13 protein-coding genes are annotated in these 20838 nt (G+C 34.4%); 4 read left to right on the forward strand and 9 right to left on the reverse strand.

Annotated elements, in window-relative coordinates; translation table 11 throughout:
- Positions 1–44: 44 nt before the first annotated feature.
- On the reverse strand, positions 45–353 hold the full coding sequence (locus J8281_RS07115; RefSeq protein ID WP_210196922.1) for a phosphoribosylpyrophosphate synthetase: 309 nt from the start codon (positions 351–353) through the stop codon (positions 45–47).
- A 74-nt stretch (positions 354–427) separates the two neighbouring features.
- The gene (locus J8281_RS07120; protein ID WP_210196923.1) at positions 428–1156 is read right to left on the reverse strand and encodes a pirin family protein; all 729 of its coding nucleotides are present in this window, start codon (positions 1154–1156) and stop codon (positions 428–430) included.
- A 794-nt stretch (positions 1157–1950) separates the two neighbouring features.
- Here J8281_RS07120 and J8281_RS07125 point away from each other — a divergent pair.
- Entirely contained in the window at positions 1951–3087 is a 1137-nt protein-coding gene (locus J8281_RS07125) for a sorbosone dehydrogenase family protein (RefSeq protein ID WP_210196924.1), read from the forward strand.
- A gap of 261 nt (positions 3088–3348) precedes the next feature.
- On the opposite strand, the gene J8281_RS07130 is transcribed toward J8281_RS07125, so the two are convergent.
- From J8281_RS07130 to J8281_RS07140, 3 genes are all read right to left on the reverse strand, one after another.
- Positions 3349–5934, reverse strand: coding sequence for a phosphoenolpyruvate carboxylase (locus J8281_RS07130; RefSeq protein ID WP_210196925.1), 2586 nt, complete (start codon positions 5932–5934; stop codon positions 3349–3351).
- 122 nt (positions 5935–6056) lie between these two features.
- Entirely contained in the window at positions 6057–6536 is a 480-nt protein-coding gene (locus J8281_RS07135; RefSeq protein ID WP_210196926.1) for an Lrp/AsnC family transcriptional regulator, read from the reverse strand.
- Between the two features lie 72 nt (positions 6537–6608).
- Positions 6609–7766, reverse strand: a complete 1158-nt coding sequence (locus tag J8281_RS07140; RefSeq protein WP_210196927.1) for a M14 family zinc carboxypeptidase — start codon at positions 7764–7766, stop codon at positions 6609–6611.
- 377 nt (positions 7767–8143) lie between these two features.
- On the opposite strand from J8281_RS07140, the gene J8281_RS07145 reads away from it, so the two are divergent.
- Both J8281_RS07145 and J8281_RS07150 read left to right on the forward strand, forming a co-directional pair.
- Entirely contained in the window at positions 8144–8617 is a 474-nt protein-coding gene (locus J8281_RS07145; RefSeq protein WP_210196928.1) for a helix-turn-helix transcriptional regulator, read from the forward strand.
- Positions 8618–9012: 395 nt separating this feature from the next.
- Complete coding sequence (locus tag J8281_RS07150; RefSeq protein ID WP_210196929.1) at positions 9013–9390, forward strand: DNA topoisomerase IV; 378 nt, start codon at positions 9013–9015, stop codon at positions 9388–9390.
- A 109-nt stretch (positions 9391–9499) separates the two neighbouring features.
- Here the strand turns inward: J8281_RS07150 and J8281_RS07155 are convergent, their stop codons facing one another.
- From J8281_RS07155 to J8281_RS07170, 4 genes are all read right to left on the reverse strand, one after another.
- Positions 9500–10231 carry a carbon-nitrogen hydrolase family protein gene (locus tag J8281_RS07155; RefSeq protein WP_210196930.1) on the reverse strand — a complete coding sequence of 244 codons (732 nt, stop codon included), beginning with the start codon at positions 10229–10231 and terminating at the stop codon, positions 9500–9502.
- A 98-nt stretch (positions 10232–10329) separates the two neighbouring features.
- Complete coding sequence (locus tag J8281_RS07160) at positions 10330–12993, reverse strand: DNA gyrase/topoisomerase IV subunit A (protein ID WP_210196931.1); 2664 nt, start codon at positions 12991–12993, stop codon at positions 10330–10332.
- A 566-nt stretch (positions 12994–13559) separates the two neighbouring features.
- Positions 13560–15419 (reverse strand): DNA topoisomerase IV subunit B, encoded by a 1860-nt coding sequence (locus tag J8281_RS07165; protein ID WP_210196932.1) that lies wholly within the window; start codon positions 15417–15419, stop codon positions 13560–13562.
- Positions 15420–15864: 445 nt separating this feature from the next.
- The gene (locus J8281_RS07170) at positions 15865–17745 is read right to left on the reverse strand and encodes a peptidase M61 (protein WP_210196933.1); all 1881 of its coding nucleotides are present in this window, start codon (positions 17743–17745) and stop codon (positions 15865–15867) included.
- 542 nt (positions 17746–18287) lie between these two features.
- Here J8281_RS07170 and J8281_RS07175 point away from each other — a divergent pair.
- On the forward strand, positions 18288–20714 hold the full coding sequence (locus J8281_RS07175; RefSeq protein ID WP_210196934.1) for a S9 family peptidase: 2427 nt from the start codon (positions 18288–18290) through the stop codon (positions 20712–20714).
- The last annotated feature ends 124 nt before the right edge of the window (positions 20715–20838 follow it).

Genomic DNA, 20838 nt, shown 5'->3' on the forward strand with positions numbered 1-20838 from the left:
AGGAGACAGTGTGATATGGTTGATTACAAATATTCATTAATCTTTTAAGGCTTGTACTTCAATTTTTGAATCATTTCTGGGGTTAATGCTTCAGAATACACGCCATATGCATCTACCAGTAAACCTTTTAACTCAAAAGTATCAGAAGAAATAGCATATAAGATTGATGAGTCTGAGGGATTTGTTTGCCCTTCGAAGCGATACATCTCGTCAATTTCAAAATCTTTAACAAATAATTTCATATCTAGAGGTTTACATTCAATGCAATCGCTATTGAGGTTAAAATCTTCAGTATATCCTGCATCTTGTAGTGCTGAGACTGCTTGGGATAAAGTATCAAAATTATTTTTCATGATTATGTTCTCTATTTTATTTTATATTGTAAATAATTCATTGTTTAGAAGAAGAATTTGTTGCGGGATCCTATTCATACTGTCATAGGCACCTCCATCAGTAGAAGTTCAGTATCAAGGTTCGATTGTATTGTAAAAGATGAGACATTCCATAAACCATACCCATCTCGTTTCTGTACCACTTGATCGTTAATCGTTACACTTCCATCTAATACAAAAATATATACTCCATTTTCTGGAATTTTTAAAGTATATTCTAACTGTATACCTGCATCCAAAGTACCTAAATGAAACCACGCATCTTGGTATATCCATACACCATCGTCTTCTGGATTTGGAGATAAAATTTGCTGTAGTTTATTTTTTCGATCTTCTGGATGTAACGATATTTGATCGTATCGCGGAGTAATATTTTCTTTATTAGGAATGATCCAAATTTGTAAAAATTGTACTTCGGCATCATTATTGGCATTCATTTCACTATGCTGAATACCACTTCCTGCACTCATTACTTGAATATCCCCTTCCTGAATTACTTCACTTCTGCCTGTACTATCCATATGTTTTAGTGCACCTGATAATGGGATAGATACAATTTCCATATTACTATGAGGATGAGCACCAAAACCTCTACCTGCGGTAACAATATCATCGTTTAGGACTCTTAATACTCCAAAATTCATTCTATCAGGATTATAATAGTTAGCAAAACTGAAAGTGTGTCGCGAATGTAACCAACCATGATCTGCTTCGCCTCTTGAGTCGGCTGTATGTAAAATAGAAGTGTCTTTTTTTGTATCCATAGCTTAAAATCCTTAATTTTTAAAGCAAACTCATTTAAAGTACTATTTTGCACCTTAACGGTATCAAAATATTGTAGTGTAACTATTCCTATGATCTAGAAACTCTAATTCCTTATGTTACAAAAACTGAATTCTTCAGCTGAAAAACAGTCACTCACCATGAGCTCGGTAATAATAAAAGTTGAAACCAGTTCGTTAAATAGCAATCAATATACAATCTTTACCCAAAATAAATTTTTAATTTTTTACAAAAAATACTTAAATTTCTTATGCAAATGAAGTACAAGGGATTAAGAAATTGAATATCCGCTATACATCATAAAATTAACTTTAATGTCTGGTCGAGCGCAGTCGAGACCTGATTTAAAGTTCGTTGGATTTGCTAACCTCTCGACTGCGCTCGAGGAGACAGTGCGATATGATTGATTACAGATATTCCTATTAAAAAATACATTTTCTAATTATAATTCAATACATTTTTAACCCTGGTATAGTTTCTCATTGATAGTTTACTCAAAATCCTTGAAATGATCTTTTTGTTTACTATTCTTTTAAAATACGTAAAAGATATTTTTAACTTATGGTTTATATTCATTTTGATATTAAAAGCTAACACGGTTAATCGTAAAATAAATGAACTAGAAATAAGTTAATATTATAATGAGAATGAATACTGTAATACTACACAAATTCATAATTTGTTTCATGTACGCCATAGGTAATCAAATTGATACATCACCTTGAACTTATTTCAGGGTCTTAATTCACAAAAGACTAAAAACCTTCTAAATGTTATGAAAAGAAAATCCAAAATACTAGGCTTCACATTACTATCTCTAATTTTATGTAGTCAATGTAATAACGACGATACTCCAAATCCCAATCCGAACCCTGGTGACGGACCAATAGAAGCTACCAGTACCTTAATTAATACATTAAGTATTCCGTGGGAATTAACCTGGGGGCCAGATAATTTTTTATGGGTTACCGAGAGAAATGGCAAAATTAGTAGAATCAATCCAGATACCGGAGAACAAATAGACGTGCTACAAATTAATGAAGTAGCTCAGGTACAAGAAAGTGGTTTATTAGGAATGGTACACCATCCTGATTTTGAGTTGAATCCTTATATATATGTAGTATACACGTATGGCGAACCAAATGAATTAAAAGAAAAATTAGTTCGTTATTCATACGGTAACGGCACATTATCTAATGAAATCACCTTATTAGATAATATTCCTGCAGGTAGAACACATAATGGTTCTCGATTACTAATTACTCCCGACTTAAAAATAATTATGAGCACCGGGGATGCCGGTGATATAAATTTATCACAGAATATAAACTCACTTGCCGGTAAAGTTTTAAGATTAAATTTAGATGGAAGCATACCAAATGATAATCCTATCTCAAATAGTTACATTTATAGTTACGGTCATAGAAATGCTCAAGGATTAACATGGCATCCTAATGGTAATCTCTATAGTTCAGAACACGGACCTAACACTGATGATGAAATCAACCGTATTGAAATGGGTAAAAACTACGGATGGCCAGAAGTAAAAGGAATTATTGATACTGATGAAGAACAAGCCTTTGCTTTGAATACTAAAGTTGAAGAATCAATTTTTAACTGGACACCTACGATAGCACCGTCTGATTTAATTTTTTACACATACGATAATATTCCTCAATGGAAGAATAAGTTACTTATGACTGTTTTAAAAGAGCAGCAAATTATAGCTTTAACACTTAACGATGAAGGAACCAATGTTGTTAAAGAAGAGAAATTTTTCACGAAGACTTTTGGGCGCTTACGAGACATTGCCGTATCACCTACCGGAAGAATATTTATAGCTACTAATGGAGATTCGTATACCGATAACACAAATACGCACAGCATTATCGAAATTCGTAGTATTGAATAAACCCGGATTATGCATTATAAAATCCCCGCCTGCCATTTTATTAGAAAAAGGCGGGTTAGGTATTACGGCTTGAAATACTTTCAAAAACAAACGCTGAGCTTTATTTTTCAATTTCGCGGTAGCCCTTCGACTCCGCTCAGGTTAAACTGCTATGCTAAAATTGAGAAAATACTTGCTTTTATTGGTATTTCAACTCTCATTACGAAATTCTAATATATAGTACATTTCTGCCTAATCAAATTTTCTTAATAGAATTTTGTGTTATGCCGAATTTCGGCTTGCGTTAATGTTCCCAAATAGTGAACGTGTGACCATCTTCTCGTATATTTCAAGATTCTGTGCATCTTTTGTATCAGATCGTTGAATTTCCTGAATCTTTCGAAGCGCATACTGTTGTATGGTTAATAATGGCAATACGATATTTTCTCTTATATCGATAGAAGCCTTTCCTGCAGGTTCATTTTGCATAAGTTCTGAATACCCTGTCAGTTTAAATAATAAGCGTTTGGTAAGCATATATTCATCATGAATATTATCCCAAAATGATCCATATTCTTTATCTTCCTTCATGTACGAGGTAAGCTCAAAAAATGACTTCGTTAAACTCATCATGCTATTGCCTATCAATGCTCTAAAAAAGGCCGACTCCTTAAACAATGCAATAACTTTATCGAACTCTTTTCGATCTTCATAACTTTTTAAGGCAGTCCCCACCCCATAAAATCCGGGTACATTTTGTTTAAGCTGGCTCCAGCTACCAACAAAGGGTATCGCTCTTAAATCTCCAAAATCCAAGGTATCACTTTTGCTACGTTTTGAAGGACGACTACCAATATTAGCTTTACCATAAAATTTTAACGTACTCATGTGTTCTAAATACGGAAGAAACTTAGGATGATTTTTAAAGTCAACATAGGCGCGATAGCTAATATCGGCCAGTTCTTGCATGGTGTTTTTGTTCTCTTCAGAAAATAGGTTGGCTTCATTATTAGTCAATTCGTTTTCTACACCGGCACCTAATAATTGTTCCAAATTATACTGACACGAATCTAAAGTACCAAAGTTAGAACTAATGGTTTGCCCTTGTACGGTTAATTGTATTTCTTCGTGCTCTACAGTAGGACCTAACGAGGCATAAAATTGATTGGTATTTCCGCCACCTCTAGCTGGTGGTCCGCCACGACCATCAAAAAAGACAACTTTTATATCGTATTTTCTAGAGATTTCAGTTAAAGCCTCTTTTGCTTTAAATATTCCCCAATTAGCCATTAGATATCCTCCATCCTTTGTACCGTCTGAAAAACCTAGCATAATGGTTTGCTTCATTCCGCGACGTTTAAGATGTTGAGCGTATACCGGATTGGTATATAACGACTCCATAACTTTGTGAGCCACCTGCAGATCAGGTACAGTTTCGAACAACGGGATCACGTCTACCGTAGGAAACTTCCAATTACACAGGCGAATTAGAGCAAACGTTTCCATAACATTAAGTACGCTACCATTGTTACTAATAATATATCGATGTGCAGCACGCTCGCCATTTTTATCCTGAATAGTTTTAATGGCATAAATAGATTCTAATGTAGCTCTTGTCATATCTTCTTCGAATATCGAAGGATCGAGGGTACCCACTACAGTAGAAAGAATATCAATTTGTTCGTTTGTAGAACATTGCGCATAATTCTTCGGAAAAATATCCATTCCCATAGCTGTTGTTTTTTCAACAATATCAGTCAGTACTTTATGATGAATTCTCGAATCTTGCCGAATGTCGAGTGTTGCGAAATGAAAACCAAAAATCTTCACCTTGTTGATTACATCCTGAAGCTCTTCTAGAAATAAAGATTGATGTTCTTTGATAAGTTCATTTTTAATTTCCAGCAATCCATTCATAAGACTTTCAACAGATAAAGGTTCTGCAGTTTTGGCGTAGTAGAAATTATCATAAAGAGCAGATTCTAATACCGCTATTTTATCTTGAAGATTTCCGAAGGTGATCCTCCTTTTCAAGCTTCTAATGTCGCGATAATAGTTGATCAAAATAGTTTTACGCAATCTTTTGGCTACTTTTAAAGTAGTTTCTGTAGTAACAAAGGGATTACCATCGCGGTCCCCGCCAGGCCAAAATCCCAGATTAATCAAATCATTATCAAGATCTTCACCTTCAAATATATTCTGTTGAATGTAGTTATAAATCGTACTGGCAGCGTGATAAAAAACATTTTCTAAATACCAAATTAAACTTACAGCTTCATCAAAAGGAGTTGGTTTTTCCTTTTTAAAAAATGCGGTTCTACCTAATTGAGCAAGTAATTTTTTGATTTGTAATAAATCATTTTGTCGCACTGCGTCATCCAAATCATGTATAATACCCAATACAGTTCCTGGATAAAATTGGGTAGGATGAGCCGTTAAGGTAGGTCTAATTTTAAAACGCCGAAGATATTCTTTTAAGGCTTCTAATTGGCCTTTGGCTTGGGCTTCTTCTTTTATACTTCGCAGCGTACCTCTACCATCCATATTGTGTACGATAGGAAAAGCAGCATCTTCTATCGCATCAAATAATACAACCTGTCGCTCTATGTACTGAATAAATCGAAACAACAAGTCATGACGCTCTTTCTGAGAAGGATTATCTTGATACAAAGAAAAAAACTGCTCAACAATTTCTGTAGGGTTTTTATGTTCATCATACCCTTTTTCACAAACTTCTTTGAACAAAGGCAGTAAGACTCCTGTATTTGTTACCGTATCAAAAGGTAACGTAAAAAGTATACTATTATAAATTTGATATTTTGCTAAAACATTCTCGTTAAAACGTTCGATTTTTGGTTTTCTGGCCATTGTGGTGATTATTGTGGTTTTATGGTTAATTCAATTTAAAGGTAATACCGGTGCTTTTTATAAAAAAACCCTCTAAGAATCATTTCTTAAAGGGTTTGTTTTATAGTCTACAGAAATACCCTTTACAATTCCTGAAAAATGGAATGCATCAAGCGTTTTTTATCATTAATACTTTCTTCTAAAGAAATCATAGTTTCGGTACGGTATACCCCATCGATATCATCTAGTTTAAAAATGATTTCTTTGGCATGATTTGTATCCTTAGCTCTTACTTTACAAAAAATATTAAACTTACCTGTAGTGATGTGAGCTACAGTAACGTAAGGAATTTCATTAATTCTTTGTAAAACAAACTTGGTTTGCGAAGTATTTTGTAGATAAATCCCTACATAGGCGATAAATGAATACCCTAACTTTTTGTAATCCAATGTTAACGATGAGCCTTCTATAATACCAGCTTCTTCCATTTTTTTAACACGTACGTGTACAGTACCTGCAGAGATCAATAGCTTTTTTGCAATATCCGTAAAAGGTGTACGAGTATTTTCAATAAGCATATCCAGTATTTGGTGATCTACTTCGTCTAATTTAAACTTTGCCATAGTTAATTCAAATTTTTTCCCGATTATATATTGCAAAAATAACAGAAAAATGCAGGATTCATACATTTTATTTTATCTTTTTGCCAATTCTATTGAGAATAATTCAGAATCTAAGTAGAATTTTAACAAGTTAATCTCTGGAACTATCTCTACTGTAACGATTTCGTGACGAATTTGTCTTTTTTTTCCCTCAATTTCCTTATGACCATAAAAATTTTGTAAATCACCAATTTTAACGATTTTGGGTATAAACCTAATTGCATTTTCCATAAGTTCTTCTGTGTACTGGACAGCGATATCGACATTTTCATTTTTCAGAATTACATCTCTGATGATGATATCATAAAGACACTTCTTATTTTCAGGTATGGTAAAGTAATCCTGAAATTGATTTCCTGTTACTGATGTAGTAGAAATATAGTGGATAGCGCTTACAAGCGCATAAAAAATGTATTTGCGCGTTACTTCACGCTCATAATCATTGGGATAGTGACCTGCCTCAAATAATAGCGTAGGAATCTCCTTGCTTGTTAACGTATCTCCTACACAATTGATATTAAAACCATCGTCATAGCGTCCTACCTGATTAGGAATGCATAGTTGAAGTACGTTATTCATATGTGCAATTACTTCCATAGCCATTTTTCGACTAGTAGTAATACTTCGTTCTGCATCACCTGCGGGAGAAAGAAAAGACACTGTTGCACTTTTATTTTGAACTCCCGTACCAAAAATAGTTCTTTGTCCGTGAAGATTAAAAGCAAAATCAGGTCTAACATCTTTAATAAGGGTATCAAGAATTTTGCTTTCGCTCTGTGTTCTGTGTTGAGCATCTCGATTAAGATCTACACTATTGTAATTAAGTCTACTATAGACTTTGGCTCCATCAGGATTTAGGATAGGTACTATATATAGTGTAGACCCTTTTAAAATATCTAAAGCTTCTTTGAGATGGGGATCAATTAATACATTAATGAGATCAAAAAGTGCTTTTGTTGTTGTACTCTCATTACCATGCATTTGAGACCATAGCAACAGTTTTTTTGGACCCGAACCTATCTTTAAAAGATGTATAGGAAGGTTGTTTTCTGAAAGCCCTATATGTTTTACATCAACTTTTTCTGATAAATTATCGAATAAGGGAGCAATATGTCCATAATGTATATAACGACCACGTAAGGAGGATTCGCTATAGGTAGCAAACCAATTTTTTAAAACATCTATATTCATAACTAGCCCTGTTGTATTGCGAAAATACCATAGTTTCTCGAAGATTCATAACACTTAGACTGAATTTACATATGTAAAATAAATGTGAGTTCACACATGTAAATCTTTACTGTTTACGTTTGTAAACAGGTAAATTAATGGTTTATGTTCACTTATGTTAACATTGATTTAAGTACAGTTTAATGCTGTAACCTGAATATTAACTTTTATTTATAAGAATAATTTAATCAAATTTAAATATTTATTAATCAATATATTAACTATACTTATATAAAGTAAAGTTTTAAATTAAAAATGTTTTTGTTTACAATTGCAATCATACGAATCTTCATAAATTGTTACATTTGTAATTATTACTAATTACTAAACCGTTTACAATGGTAAACAGTACCGATTTCGGAATACGAATTCAAAAAGTTATGGATTTCTATGCGTTATCTGCTTCATCTTTTGCAGATCACATGGGTGTAGGCCGCTCATCGATTTCTCATATATTATCAGGTAGAAATAAACCAAGTCTGGATTTTGTCATGAAGATTATAGAAACGTATACAGATGTAGATCTAGAATGGTTATTATATGGTCGCGGAGCATTTCCGCAGTCTACAACGACTAGCAAAAAGAATGAAATTAAAAATTCACTTCATACTGAAGTAGAAAAAGCTTCATCGTTATCAACTTCTAAGGATCACGACTTGTTTTCGCAATCGACTACATCTCAAGAGGAAGAAAACATATCTTCTATTGCTTCAGCACTATCATCAGAAACGAAAGCTATTAGTACTATAGACCGTATCGTGATTTTTTATGCTGACGGAACTTTTACTTCTTACGAAAAGAAGAATTCTTAATATTTTTTATTAATTGTCTGTTATTGTACCTAAAATTTAGCTGAGAAGTCATCCTGAATTCATTTCAGGATCTCATTACGTTTATTTTCAGTACATTGAGATGAGTAGCTGAAACAAGCCTGTGCTGAACTCGTTTCAGTATTCAGCTTGACGCAAACCGTTTAGGTTAAATTACGGAAATTCGTATATTTTTTTTATCTCTAATAGTGAAATACTACGAAATACATAGTATTTTCGAAATACAATTTTAAACAGATGAAACGAGCATTAATAAATTTTAAAAATTACTTCACAAAAGGGAATGTTTAAAATTTTTAATGTGAGAGCGTAGCGCTTACATACGTTCTTAATTTTTTAATTATTTCGTTTCCAAACAATTAAAAAGATTTAAACGTATGAAAAACTTTGCTTTTACGGTATTATGCTTTATGCTATTTAACAGTTGCTACCAGCCGCCTGAAAGAAATTGTAAAACGTTTCAAAAAGGTACTTTCGAATTTGAAACCATATTAAACGGAGAGCTGGTAAAAACAACTTTTATTCGAAATGACTCTATTGAAATTGATTACTTTCAGGGAAAAACAGATACGTCTAGTATTCGTTGGATCAATGATTGCGAATATATTGTTCAAAAATTACATCCCAATAGCATGGCAGAAGAAAAAGCAATTCACATGAAAATCCTATCTACAGATAAAGACACCTATACTTTTGAATATGCGCTGGTAGGTTCTGCTAAAAAACAAAAGGGAACAGCAAGAAAAATTGAATAGAATAGCCTTAAACCTGTACTTTAATTTTTTTTATAAATAGCTAATAGTAAAATATTTAAAATATACACTTAAAGTATTACTTAAAATATTTTACAACTGTTTTCTTAGGTTATAAACAGTTGATCTTTTTAACAGATGCTGATTTTGTATCATACAGTAGCAGACCTTCATTGTTAGCGTCAAGTTGCTCTAGTATTTCCCCTTTTCTGTTCCAAACTGTACTTTGTCCGCCGCTTATAAAACCTTCGCATTGCCCTAGGCTATTCACCATTAAAATGGGAGTACTAAATTCATTAGAAATTTTTGAAAAATGCTCGATAGCTGTTTTAATTTTATTTTTCGGTTTAGCAACACTGGCAATATATATATCGCTACCTTCTTTCTTTGCGTTAAAAAAATGATCCAGTTGTAGGGATTCGTAGCAAATTCCAATTCCAATTTTAGTATGATGAAGTGTTATGTATACCGATTGGTTACCGCAGACAAAATAAGGCATCTCGTCTGAATGTAATACTTGTTTCGAATATACTTTTTTGAAATTATTAGGTTGAAAAATTAGCATACTAATTTGTATACCTTCAGGAGCTTTTGTGGGCATCCCTATACCAATTGTTATATTATATTCATTAGATAGTTTTTGAAACGGAGCGAACATAATATCATTAATAGTAGTTGCGAATTCGTTAGCCAAACTAGGCTCGAAGTTCGTAATGGATAATTCTGGAAATATGATTAAGTCAGCATCAAACTGAATAGCATGATTAATATATTTCAAATGATTTTTAATGTTTTCCTGAATATTTCCTCTTAGAGATGTTATTTGCACAATAGCAATATTCATTCTTCATTTCTTGTAGCTATAATAATAAGCAAGAACAGCTATATTTTTAATTTTGATTATTGAAATACACTTCTAATTTTCAAAAATTTAGGTTTATATTAAAATAAACTGGCCTGTTCTCCATCTCCAGAGGGATTGTCATCATCAAATGAAGAAGGCGAATCAGATTTTTTAAGAGCTTCTGCAGAAACGCTTTCTTCTTCTATAACCTCGATTTCCTCGGTAGGAAGTGGTTCTGGTTCATCATAGGGTAATGGATCTAATAGGTTTATTTGTTTTACTTTGTGTGTTGTGAGCTGATTTCCAAGAGCTTTAATTCCTTTTATTGAAATAAACTCTTCTAAATTTACTTTTTCACTAGGTCTTTGCTCTTTTCCTCGCAATTTAGTAAATACAACCTCAGCCATTGGTCTATAGTCGGTAGAAACTATTTCTAAAAATGATTTAGGATGTTCTGTAATGAATAATTCGTCTCGTTCTGGACTTTCTATTAAAAATCGCTTTACATAATAGCGTTCCTTTTCTCCGTCCCAATAAATAACAGCGATAGGCTTTTTAGGTTTCCATTTTTCCAGAACCACCATATCTGCATTAAAATGTAAGGTTAGTTCAGGAATAATCGTTTTGGCAATTCCACGTTGATCAATAACCAATAATCGGTCTTCCCCACGAAAATCACCTAATAATTCTCCTCTACCGTCAACATTGAGGCGTTGTACCGTGTCATCAAACCAAATTTTACGGGGTTTTAACGTAGATACTCCCTGTTCTTTTAATTCAACTCGTTTGATATTGTATTTGGTGACTATATTACCTTTTACTCCGCGACCTTTAATAAGCAAATCTGAAAAATCAAGGTCAAACTTTAATTTTTTGATGCTTCCGGCCTGCCGTAAAAAGATGGTGACCACTTCTGCCTCACCATTTGGATTGGCCGAAAAGTAAGATATTTTGGAACCCTTTTTACCTTTCGTAAGGTCATATTCTTTATCTCTGGTTACGCTAGTAACCGCAAAACGCTTTACATACGATGCTCCACCACGACCATCTTGGTAGATCATATTGTAAATGGTACGCTTATCCTTTTTCTTAAATACCGCGACATGTATGATATTTTTACCGATAAAAGTTTTTGAGTCTACTTTGGTGATCATTAACTTTCCTTCAGCAGTAAAGCAGATAATATCATCGATGTCAGAACAATCGGTAACATATTCGTCTCTTCTCAATGAAGTTCCTACAAAGCCTTCTTCACGATTTACATACAATTTTGTGTTACGTATCACTACTTTTGTAGCTTCTATATCATCAAAAATCTTTATTTCGGTTTTACGCTCTTTGCCTTTACCGTAAGTGCTTTTTAATCGCTTAAAATAATCAATAGCATACTCGATAAGATGTTCGAGATGATTTTTGACATTAGCAATTTCTTCTTCTAAAGCCTCGATTTTTTGCTGTGCCTTATCAATATCGAATTTAGAGATACGTTTTATTCGAATTTCTGTTAGTCTAACAATATCCTCTTCGGTAACTGCACGTTTTAAGTGTTTAATATGAGGTTGTAGTCCTTTATCAATAGCTTGAATAACACCTTCCCAGGTTTCTTCTTCTTCAATATCACGATAAATACGATTCTCTATAAAAATTCTCTCTAAAGAAGCAAAATGCCATTGTTCCTGAAGTTCATCCAGCTGTATTTCGAGTTCTCTCTTTAACAATGCCACCGTATGGTCTGTAGAGCGACGCAGCATTTCTGAAACTCCTATAAAGTTAGGTTTATTTTCTTCGATGACACACCCTAACGGAGAAATAGAAACTTCACAGTTTGTAAATGCATAGAGTGCATCAATAGTTTTATCTGGAGAAATTCCGGACGGAAGATGAATCAATATTTCAACTTCGGCTGCGGTATTATCTTCAATCTTTTTGATTTTTATTTTACCCTTTTCATTCGCTTTAAGAACAGAATCTATCAATGTGGTAGTCGTCGTCGAAAAAGGAATTTCGGTAATCACCAAAGTAGTCTTATCTACTTGTGATATCTTGGCACGAACTCTTACCTTTCCGCCTCGGTTCCCATCATTATAATTCGTACAATCTGCAATACCCGATGTAGGAAAATCGGGTAGCAACGTAAATCGTTTTCCTTGTAAATGCTTGATAGAAGCATTGATAAGTTCTATAAAATTATGCGGTAATACTTTTGTGCTCAACCCTACCGCAATACCTTCTGCTCCCTGGGCTAACAGTAGCGGAAACTTAACCGGTAGATTAATAGGTTCTTTCTTTCTACCATCGTATGATAACTGCCATTCGGTCACCTTTGGATTATAGACTACATCCAAAGCGAATTTAGACAAACGAGCTTCTATGTATCGCGATGCTGCGGCACGGTCACCCGTAAGAATATTGCCCCAGTTACCTTGCATGTCGATAAGCAATTCCTTTTGGCCTACTTGTACCATGGCATCAGATATACTGGCATCACCATGGGGGTGATACTGCATGGTGTGCCCTACAATATTGGCAACTTTATTATAACGACCATCGTCAAGGTCTTTCATTGAGTGAAGAATACGGCGCTGTACCGGTTTTAAGCCATCTTCGATCGCTGGTACGGCTCGTTCTAAAATCACATAAGATGCGTAATCCAGGAACCAATCTTTGTACATTCCCGTTACTTTAGTAATCACCTCTTGTGGTTGGTGATCTTCCGGGTTTATGTCTTGATGTAATTCTTCGTTTTCGTTTTCTAAATCCATATTCTATTTTAGGGGCTTCTTTTTTTTATTTTTTTAGTACCGAGTACAATGTAGTAGGTAATGTGTATATCTCTATGTTTAAAAATAGCGCTCTTCGTTCAAAACACCTTCCTGGCCCTCCTCAAGGAGGGAATTTTTTGGTGTACATGAATAATATTAAGTTGTTACTCAACTACTCAATCACTCAACTACTCCTCTCCTTAACCTGCACCACCTTTACACTTTTACATTTTTCATTTTAAATTTTATATTTCATAATTCTGAATTCTACATTCTGAATTAAAAAACACCTCCCTGGCTCTCCTCAAGGAGGGAATTTTATGGTGTATATGAATAATATTAAGTTGTTACTCAGCTACTCAATCACTCAACTACTCATCAACTCCTCTCCTAAACCTACACCATCTTTACACTTTTACATTTTTCATTTTAAATTTTATATTTCATAATTCTGAATTCTACATTCTGAATTAAAAAACACCTCCCTGGCTCTCTTCAAGGAGGGAATTTTATGGTGTATATGAATAATATTAAGTTGTTACTCAGCTACTCAATCACTCAACCACTCACAACTCTTCCTCTACGGCATCTAACTCCACTTTAAGGTTATCGATAATGAATTCTTGCCGTTTGGGTGTATTTTTTCCCATATAGAACGATAGCAATTCTTCGATTGACTTTTCCTTGTCTAGCATAACGGGATCTAAACGCATATCATCGCCGATAAAATGAACAAATTCGTCTGGTGAAATTTCACCTAAACCTTTAAATCGCGTAATTTCAGGTTTGCCTGATAATTTTTGAATGGCATCCTTCCTTTCTTGTTCAGAATAACAATATATCGTCTCTTTTTTATTTCTGACTCTAAATAATGGCGTTTGCAAAATATACAGGTGGCCTTCTTTTATAACTTCAGGAAAAAACTGAAGAAAAAAGGTGATGAGTAGTAATCTAATATGCATTCCGTCGACATCGGCATCAGTAGCAATTACAATATTATTATACCGTAAGTCTTCTAGAGATTCTTCTATATTAAGTGCGGCTTGCAAAAGATTGAATTCTTCATTTTCATACACAATCTTTTTACTCATATTGTAACTGTTCAGTGGCTTACCTCGTAAACTGAAAACAGCCTGGGTATTTACATCACGAGATTTGGTAATAGATCCGCTTGCAGAGTCTCCCTCTGTAATAAAAAGTGTACTTTCAAGATTACGATCTTTTTTACTATCGGTAAGATGAACCCGGCAATCTCTAAGCTTTTTGTTATGTAAGCTCGCTTTTTTTGCGCGTTCTCGAGCTAATTTACGAATTCCTGAAAGATCTTTTCGCTCACGTTCGGCTTGTAAGATTTTACGCTGTAAACTTTCTGCAGTATTCGGGTTTTTATGCAGGTAATTATCAAGATTCGTCTTAACAAAATCATTGATATAGGTTCTTACTGTGGGTAAGCCACCTCCCATATCTGTAGAACCCAATTTGGTCTTGGTCTGGCTCTCAAAAACCGGTTCCATTACCTTAATACTTATAGCAGATACGATTGATTTTCGAATATCACTAGCTTCATAATTTTTGCCATAAAACTCTCGAATAGTTTTTACAACAGATTCGCGAAATGCTGCCTGATGTGTACCTCCTTGAGTCGTATGTTGTCCGTTCACAAAAGAATGATACTCTTCGCTATATTGTGTTTTACTATGTGTGATGGCTACTTCGATATCGTTTCCATTAAGATGAATGATATCATATAGCCTGTCATCTTTAGTAATAGTATCGGCAAGGAGATCTTTTAATCCATTTTCTGAAAAATACTTTTCACCATTAAAAATTATGGTAAGTCCCGGATTAAGATACACGTAGTTTTTGAGCATTTTTGCAACATACTCTGTACGGTATTTATAGTTTTTGAAAATTGCGTTGTCGGGTATAAAAGTAACTTTGGTACCCCGTCTGCGAGAAGTTTCTTCTAGAGCATCCTGATGTGTTAAATTTCCTTTCTCAAACTCTGCCGCTGCCGATTTACCATCCCGTGTAGATTCAACTCTAAAAAAGGTCGATAACGCATTAACTGCTTTGGTTCCTACACCGTTAAGTCCAACCGATTTTTTAAACGCACGAGAGTCGTATTTACCGCCAGTATTCATTTTGGAAACCACATCGACTACTTTACCCAGTGGTATCCCACGACCATAGTCTCGCACCATTACTTTATCACCCTGAATTGAAATCTCTATGGTTTTACCCGTACCCATGACATATTCGTCGATCGAATTGTCGAGCACCTCCTTTAGTAAAATATAAATTCCGTCATCTGCAGATGATCCGTCACCTAACTTACCAATATACATACCGGGTCGCATACGTATGTGCTCTTTCCAGTCGAGTGATCGTATATTATCTTCGGTATATTTGGTTTCTTTGCTCATAAATTTTGGGTAGAATGGTCGCTAATATAAGATATCAGGTACAGAATTAAAATAACGTCGTTACAAAGTAATTAACAAATCGATAACGAATTTTGTTGATTATTTGGTATGCAATTTTTTAAAATAATGTTTGATCTAAGGCCATTTATTTGGTTATCAATAGTATAATACTGCATCGTATGATAAGCGTCTTAGATGTCAAATTATGAGCCGCACGATGATTATTGGCTGAAAAATAACCCTAAAGTGAATATAATCAAACTATTATCAACTTAAAGCGGATAGGTTTTCATTCCAACTAAAGTCAGTTAAAGTTTAACTCCAAAAATAACGTTACTGGTTTTCAACTCCGTAACTTTTAAAATCGAATATGCTTAAAACACTGAAGTCTTCGTCTGGAGATGAAGGGATTTTTATCTATTCTGAAAAAGAGAAATTAATGCCTTTACTTCTTTAACCATGCATTTCTTAACGCCAGTTGTTTTGTACTAGGATCCTCTATTGTAGTTAGTTTTTTTCCTTTGGTATACGATGGTTTTACCTTCGTTTTGATAACAACTTCTTTACCAGCTCTATTTAATTTTACTTCGAGGTCATCTCCCTCTTCCCATTCTAAAGTAGAACCCAAAACTTCGTTTACATTTTGAATCGTGAGCTTCCTACCGTTAATTTCTAAGATATCATCATTAGGTTTAACACCATTATCAGCCCAAAAGCTGTTATCTTCAACCTGCTCGGTAAAAAATATAGTCCCTGTAGCCATATTTCCTGCAAATATTAACTCTCGCCCGTTTTGAACATAATTCGTGGGAATGGTATCGGTTTTAATCGTAAGACCTACCTTTTCGAAAAAATCATTATAGGGTATGGGAGTCGTTCCTATGACATGGGTTTTTAAAAATTCACCAACTACCGGATATGTCATTGCTGTAATTTCTTGAATAATTTTATCGTCTTGAAAAGGTTTCTCTTTACCATATTTTTCAGACAGTGCTTTCATTAATGACAATATACCGCTATCTCCACCACTCGCTTCACGTATGAGAATATCAATACACATACCGATTAAAGCTCCTTTTTCATACACATTGGCATAATTAGGGGCATATGGCTGATCCAAAACATTTTCGCTCATCTTTGTAAAACTCATGCTATCATCATAAGCCGAGGCGTTCTGAATCTTATCTTTAATTTTAAGATAAAAATCATCTCCACTTACCAATCCCTGATTAACCTGAAATAGGGTTGCAAAGTATTCGGTTACGCCTTCATACATCCAAAGATGTTTAGAAAATGTAGGTGCGTTGTAATCGAAATAATGTACATCTTCAGAATGCACGTTTAACGGAGTTACAATATGAAAAAATTCGTGTGATACTACATCTATCATTGCAGAAGCAAGTGCTTCGTCTGGAATTTGCTCTGGTAATACCACTACAGTAGATGTATGATGTTCTAAGGCTCCAAACCCTGTAGGAGAATTTTGCTCTCCTGATGATAAATACAGATAAATATCATATCGATCGGTCGTTTGAATATCCCCAAGATATGCCTTCTGGGCTTTCATCATTTTGAACACAGTTTCTTTAATTTTTGCGGCTGTATGTATGTTATTTGGAGAATAAACACTGAGAATAATGTTAATATCATCGACGAGAAACTCTTCAATATCTAAATTACCATACATCATTGGGTTATCAGTCACGTCAAAATATCTATTGGCCAGGTAGGTATCGATACTATAAGATCCATCTTCACTTTGAGAAGAGCTTACTTTTTTCAAAGCCGATGTACTTTTCATATCCATCGGTGCCTTTACTTCAAGGGTATATTGATTGTTTTTAAGAACATCGAAGTACCCTATAAAACCATGAAGATTTAAGACAAAATTATCAGGTTCTATGTTGGTGCCCGATGGAGAGAATGGTGTTCCTACACTTACGTTTTCGATATCATACGTATCATTCACCAAATATTGAATTTTATCCAATTGTTTTGCGTCAATTATGAGCCAAGAATTATCATCCATACTTTTGGTCACCATTTCTTTTCCTTCATAGTCGTATGCTTTAAAATCATCAATATATTTCCCAAAGTCACTTATTGCATAAGTACCTTGTACCACTTTCGGAAGAAAATAGGTTACTGAATCTTGCAAAAATCTACCAGGATTAATAGTAACCGGCACTTTATCTTCTACTATGTTAATTAGATTAATTGTTGTCGCTACAGGGATATTAGAAGCAATGTCATTAGAGGTATTCTTAATTCCACCACATCCTATCATTACAATACTTACAGCAATCCAGACAATATTATATTTCATGTGTTTCACACGTTTTAAATTTTAATAATTATTTAATTGTTACCTATAAAGTCGAGCCTTTGTATAGCACTTTTCCTTAAGGTTTCTTGTAAAAAGCAAAATAGCTATTATTTACAATACCAAAGAGTATACTATCCCGAGACTTGCCTAGAAATTGAAAAATTGTTTTGAACGAAAGCCTTATGGCTTTACCCAGAGGGAATTCAATCAATTTTTAATCAAATATCTGTAAAGTTGTCTAAAAAAGTACTCGTCAAGTTTAAGTATTCCAGATGACGCTACGATTAGAATCAGGTATGATACCAGATGATTATTCATTATAACCCAAAGACGAATCCAATATTACAATTTCTTCATGCTAAATATACAATTTGTTAAGACTTTTGGCTTGTTTTTTTGTCTTTTACTTTAACACATCATATAAACTCTCATTTTTATCTGCACAACTCATATGTTGTACCCTAATCTCGTGTTAAAGTATTGGTAAATTTTATAATAACACTAATAAAATTAAAAACTTGTATGACTAAATCATTTTTACTATGCAATCAATCAAATTATTAGTCGTATTATTATTTACCTTTTATATAAGCAACGCTCAAGAAAAATTGGAATATCAAAAGCCTCCAAAAGAAATTATGGATTTGGTAGACGTTACTCCTGCTCCGTCTGTTAGGATAGACTCAAAAGGAGCTCATCTTATTTTTTTATTTAGAGATACCTATAAAACGATAGCAGAATTATCAGAAAAGGAAATGCGATTAGCAGGACTACGAATTAATCCAAAAACTAATATTTCGAGTAGAGCTAATTATTATAACAATATCAAAGTAAAAAAAACTTTGGGCAAAAAGGCTACTCAAGTTATCGGGCTACCCAAAAATGCAAGGATAGCTAATCTCTCGTGGTCACCCGATCAAAGTAAGGCGGCTTTTACAAATACAACAGCAACTGGTGTCGAGCTTTGGATATTAGATGTTGCCGAGGCGCGTGTGAACAAAATCACCGATGCTATTGTTAATGCTAACTTGCGAAGTCCGTTTCAATGGTTTAGGGATAGTGCTGCTTTATTAGTGAAATTTGTCCCTAATTCGCGAAAACCTCTTATTGATGCTCAAAAAGCTGTACCCAAGGGGCCAACAATTACTATAAGTGAAGGAAAAAAAGCCCAAAATAGAACTTATCAAGATCTTTTAAAAAATCCTAATGATGAATTTAATTTTGAGCAATTGGCCCTATCTGAAATCAAAAAAGTATCGCTAGACGGAACCACTGAAAATTGGGCGCCTGAAGCGATGTACAGAAGTATTCAATTTTCTCCCGACAGTCAATACGTTATTGCTACAGAAATCCAGAAACCGTTTTCGTATATAGTACCTTACCGGCGTTTTCCTCAAGAAACAAAACTATTTACCAATACCGGGGAATTTGTAAAAACTATACATAAGTCACCCCTTGTTGAAGTACTTCCCAAAGGATTTATGGCGACACGTACCGGTAAAAGATCTATTACCTGGAGATTAGATAAACCCTCGACATTGGTTTGGGTAGAAGCACTAGATAAAGGTGATCCTGAAGTTAAAGTCGACTATCGAGACGAAGTATTTCAGCTCGATGCTCCCTTTACCGAAACCCCGGTATCTATGTTAAAGACCATCAATCGCTTTAGGAAAATTGAATGGACCGATGGCGAACTAGCCATCGCATATGATTATTGGTGGAATACCCGAAATACCAAAACGTATCTTTTTAATCCGTCGACAAACAATGAAAAACCCACCATTCTCTATGATAGAAATTACCAGGACCGGTATAGTGATCCGGGCGAACCTGTAACTACAAAGAATCAATACGGTTTTGCTGTTGTAGCTATCGAAGATGATCATTTTTATATGTTAGGAGATGGATATACCAAAGAAGGACAATTTCCTTTTATAGATAAAGTTAATATAGTTTCTAATGCTACATCTCGAGTGTATCAATCTAAATACACCGATAAGGTTGAGCGAATATATACAGCTATTGCTATAAAAAAAGGAGAATTTCTGGTAAGAATAGAGTCTCCCAAAGAATTTCCAAATTATTATATCAGAAATATCACTAAAGATAACAAACTTACTCAAATTACCACTTTTGAAAATCCTTTTGAAAGCCTTCAAAATGTACATAAAGAAGTAATTAAATATAAGAGAGACGATGGTTTAGAACTATCAGGAACACTTTATTTACCAATAGGCTATGATAAAGAGACAAAGAAAAAAATGCCTATGATCCTTTGGGCGTATCCCAGAGAATTTAAAGATAAGAATAGTGCTTCACAATCTACGTCGAACCCGAATAGGTTTACCTATCCCTATGCAGGATCAATGATCTATTGGGTGACCAGAGGATATGTTGTATTAGATGGGGCTTCTTTTCCTATTGTTGGTGAAGGCAACGAAGAGCCAAATGATTCGTTTCGCAAACAACTGGTAGCCAATGGTAAAGCTGCTATTGAAGCAGTGGATAATTTGGGGTATATTGACCGTGACAGGGTTGCCGTGGGCGGACATTCTTACGGGGCTTTTATGGCTGCAAACTTATTGTCGCATTCGAATTTGTTTGCTGCAGGAATCGCAAGAAGCGGATCCTATAATCGAACATTAACTCCTTTTGGTTTTCAAAGCGAAGAAAGAAGTTACTGGGAAGCTCCAGAAGTCTATTATACGATGTCTCCATTCATGCATGCCGATAAAATGAAAACACCTTTACTTTTGATACATGGTGAAGCAGACAATAACTCTGGTACCTATCCGTTACAAAGTGAACGCTATTTTAACGCATTAAAAGGGTTGGGTGCCATTACTCGATTGGTTATGTTACCTAAAGAAAGTCATGGTTACCGGGCAAAAGAATCTATCCTTCATATGTTATGGGAGCAGGACCAGTGGCTAGAAAAATACGTTAAAAACAAGCAAAAAACCGAATAGTAGTATTCGTTAACGATCATAGATAGTCAAACCAGTATACTATTTGGAAGCAGAGCTGTCGCGGTATCAGAATCAAGACCGCTCTGCTTTGATAAGCAGAAAACCAGAAAATCTATTATGGCTT

The organism is Aquimarina sp. U1-2, assembly GCF_017897595.1.
Taxonomy (GTDB): Bacteria; Bacteroidota; Bacteroidia; order Flavobacteriales; family Flavobacteriaceae; genus Aquimarina.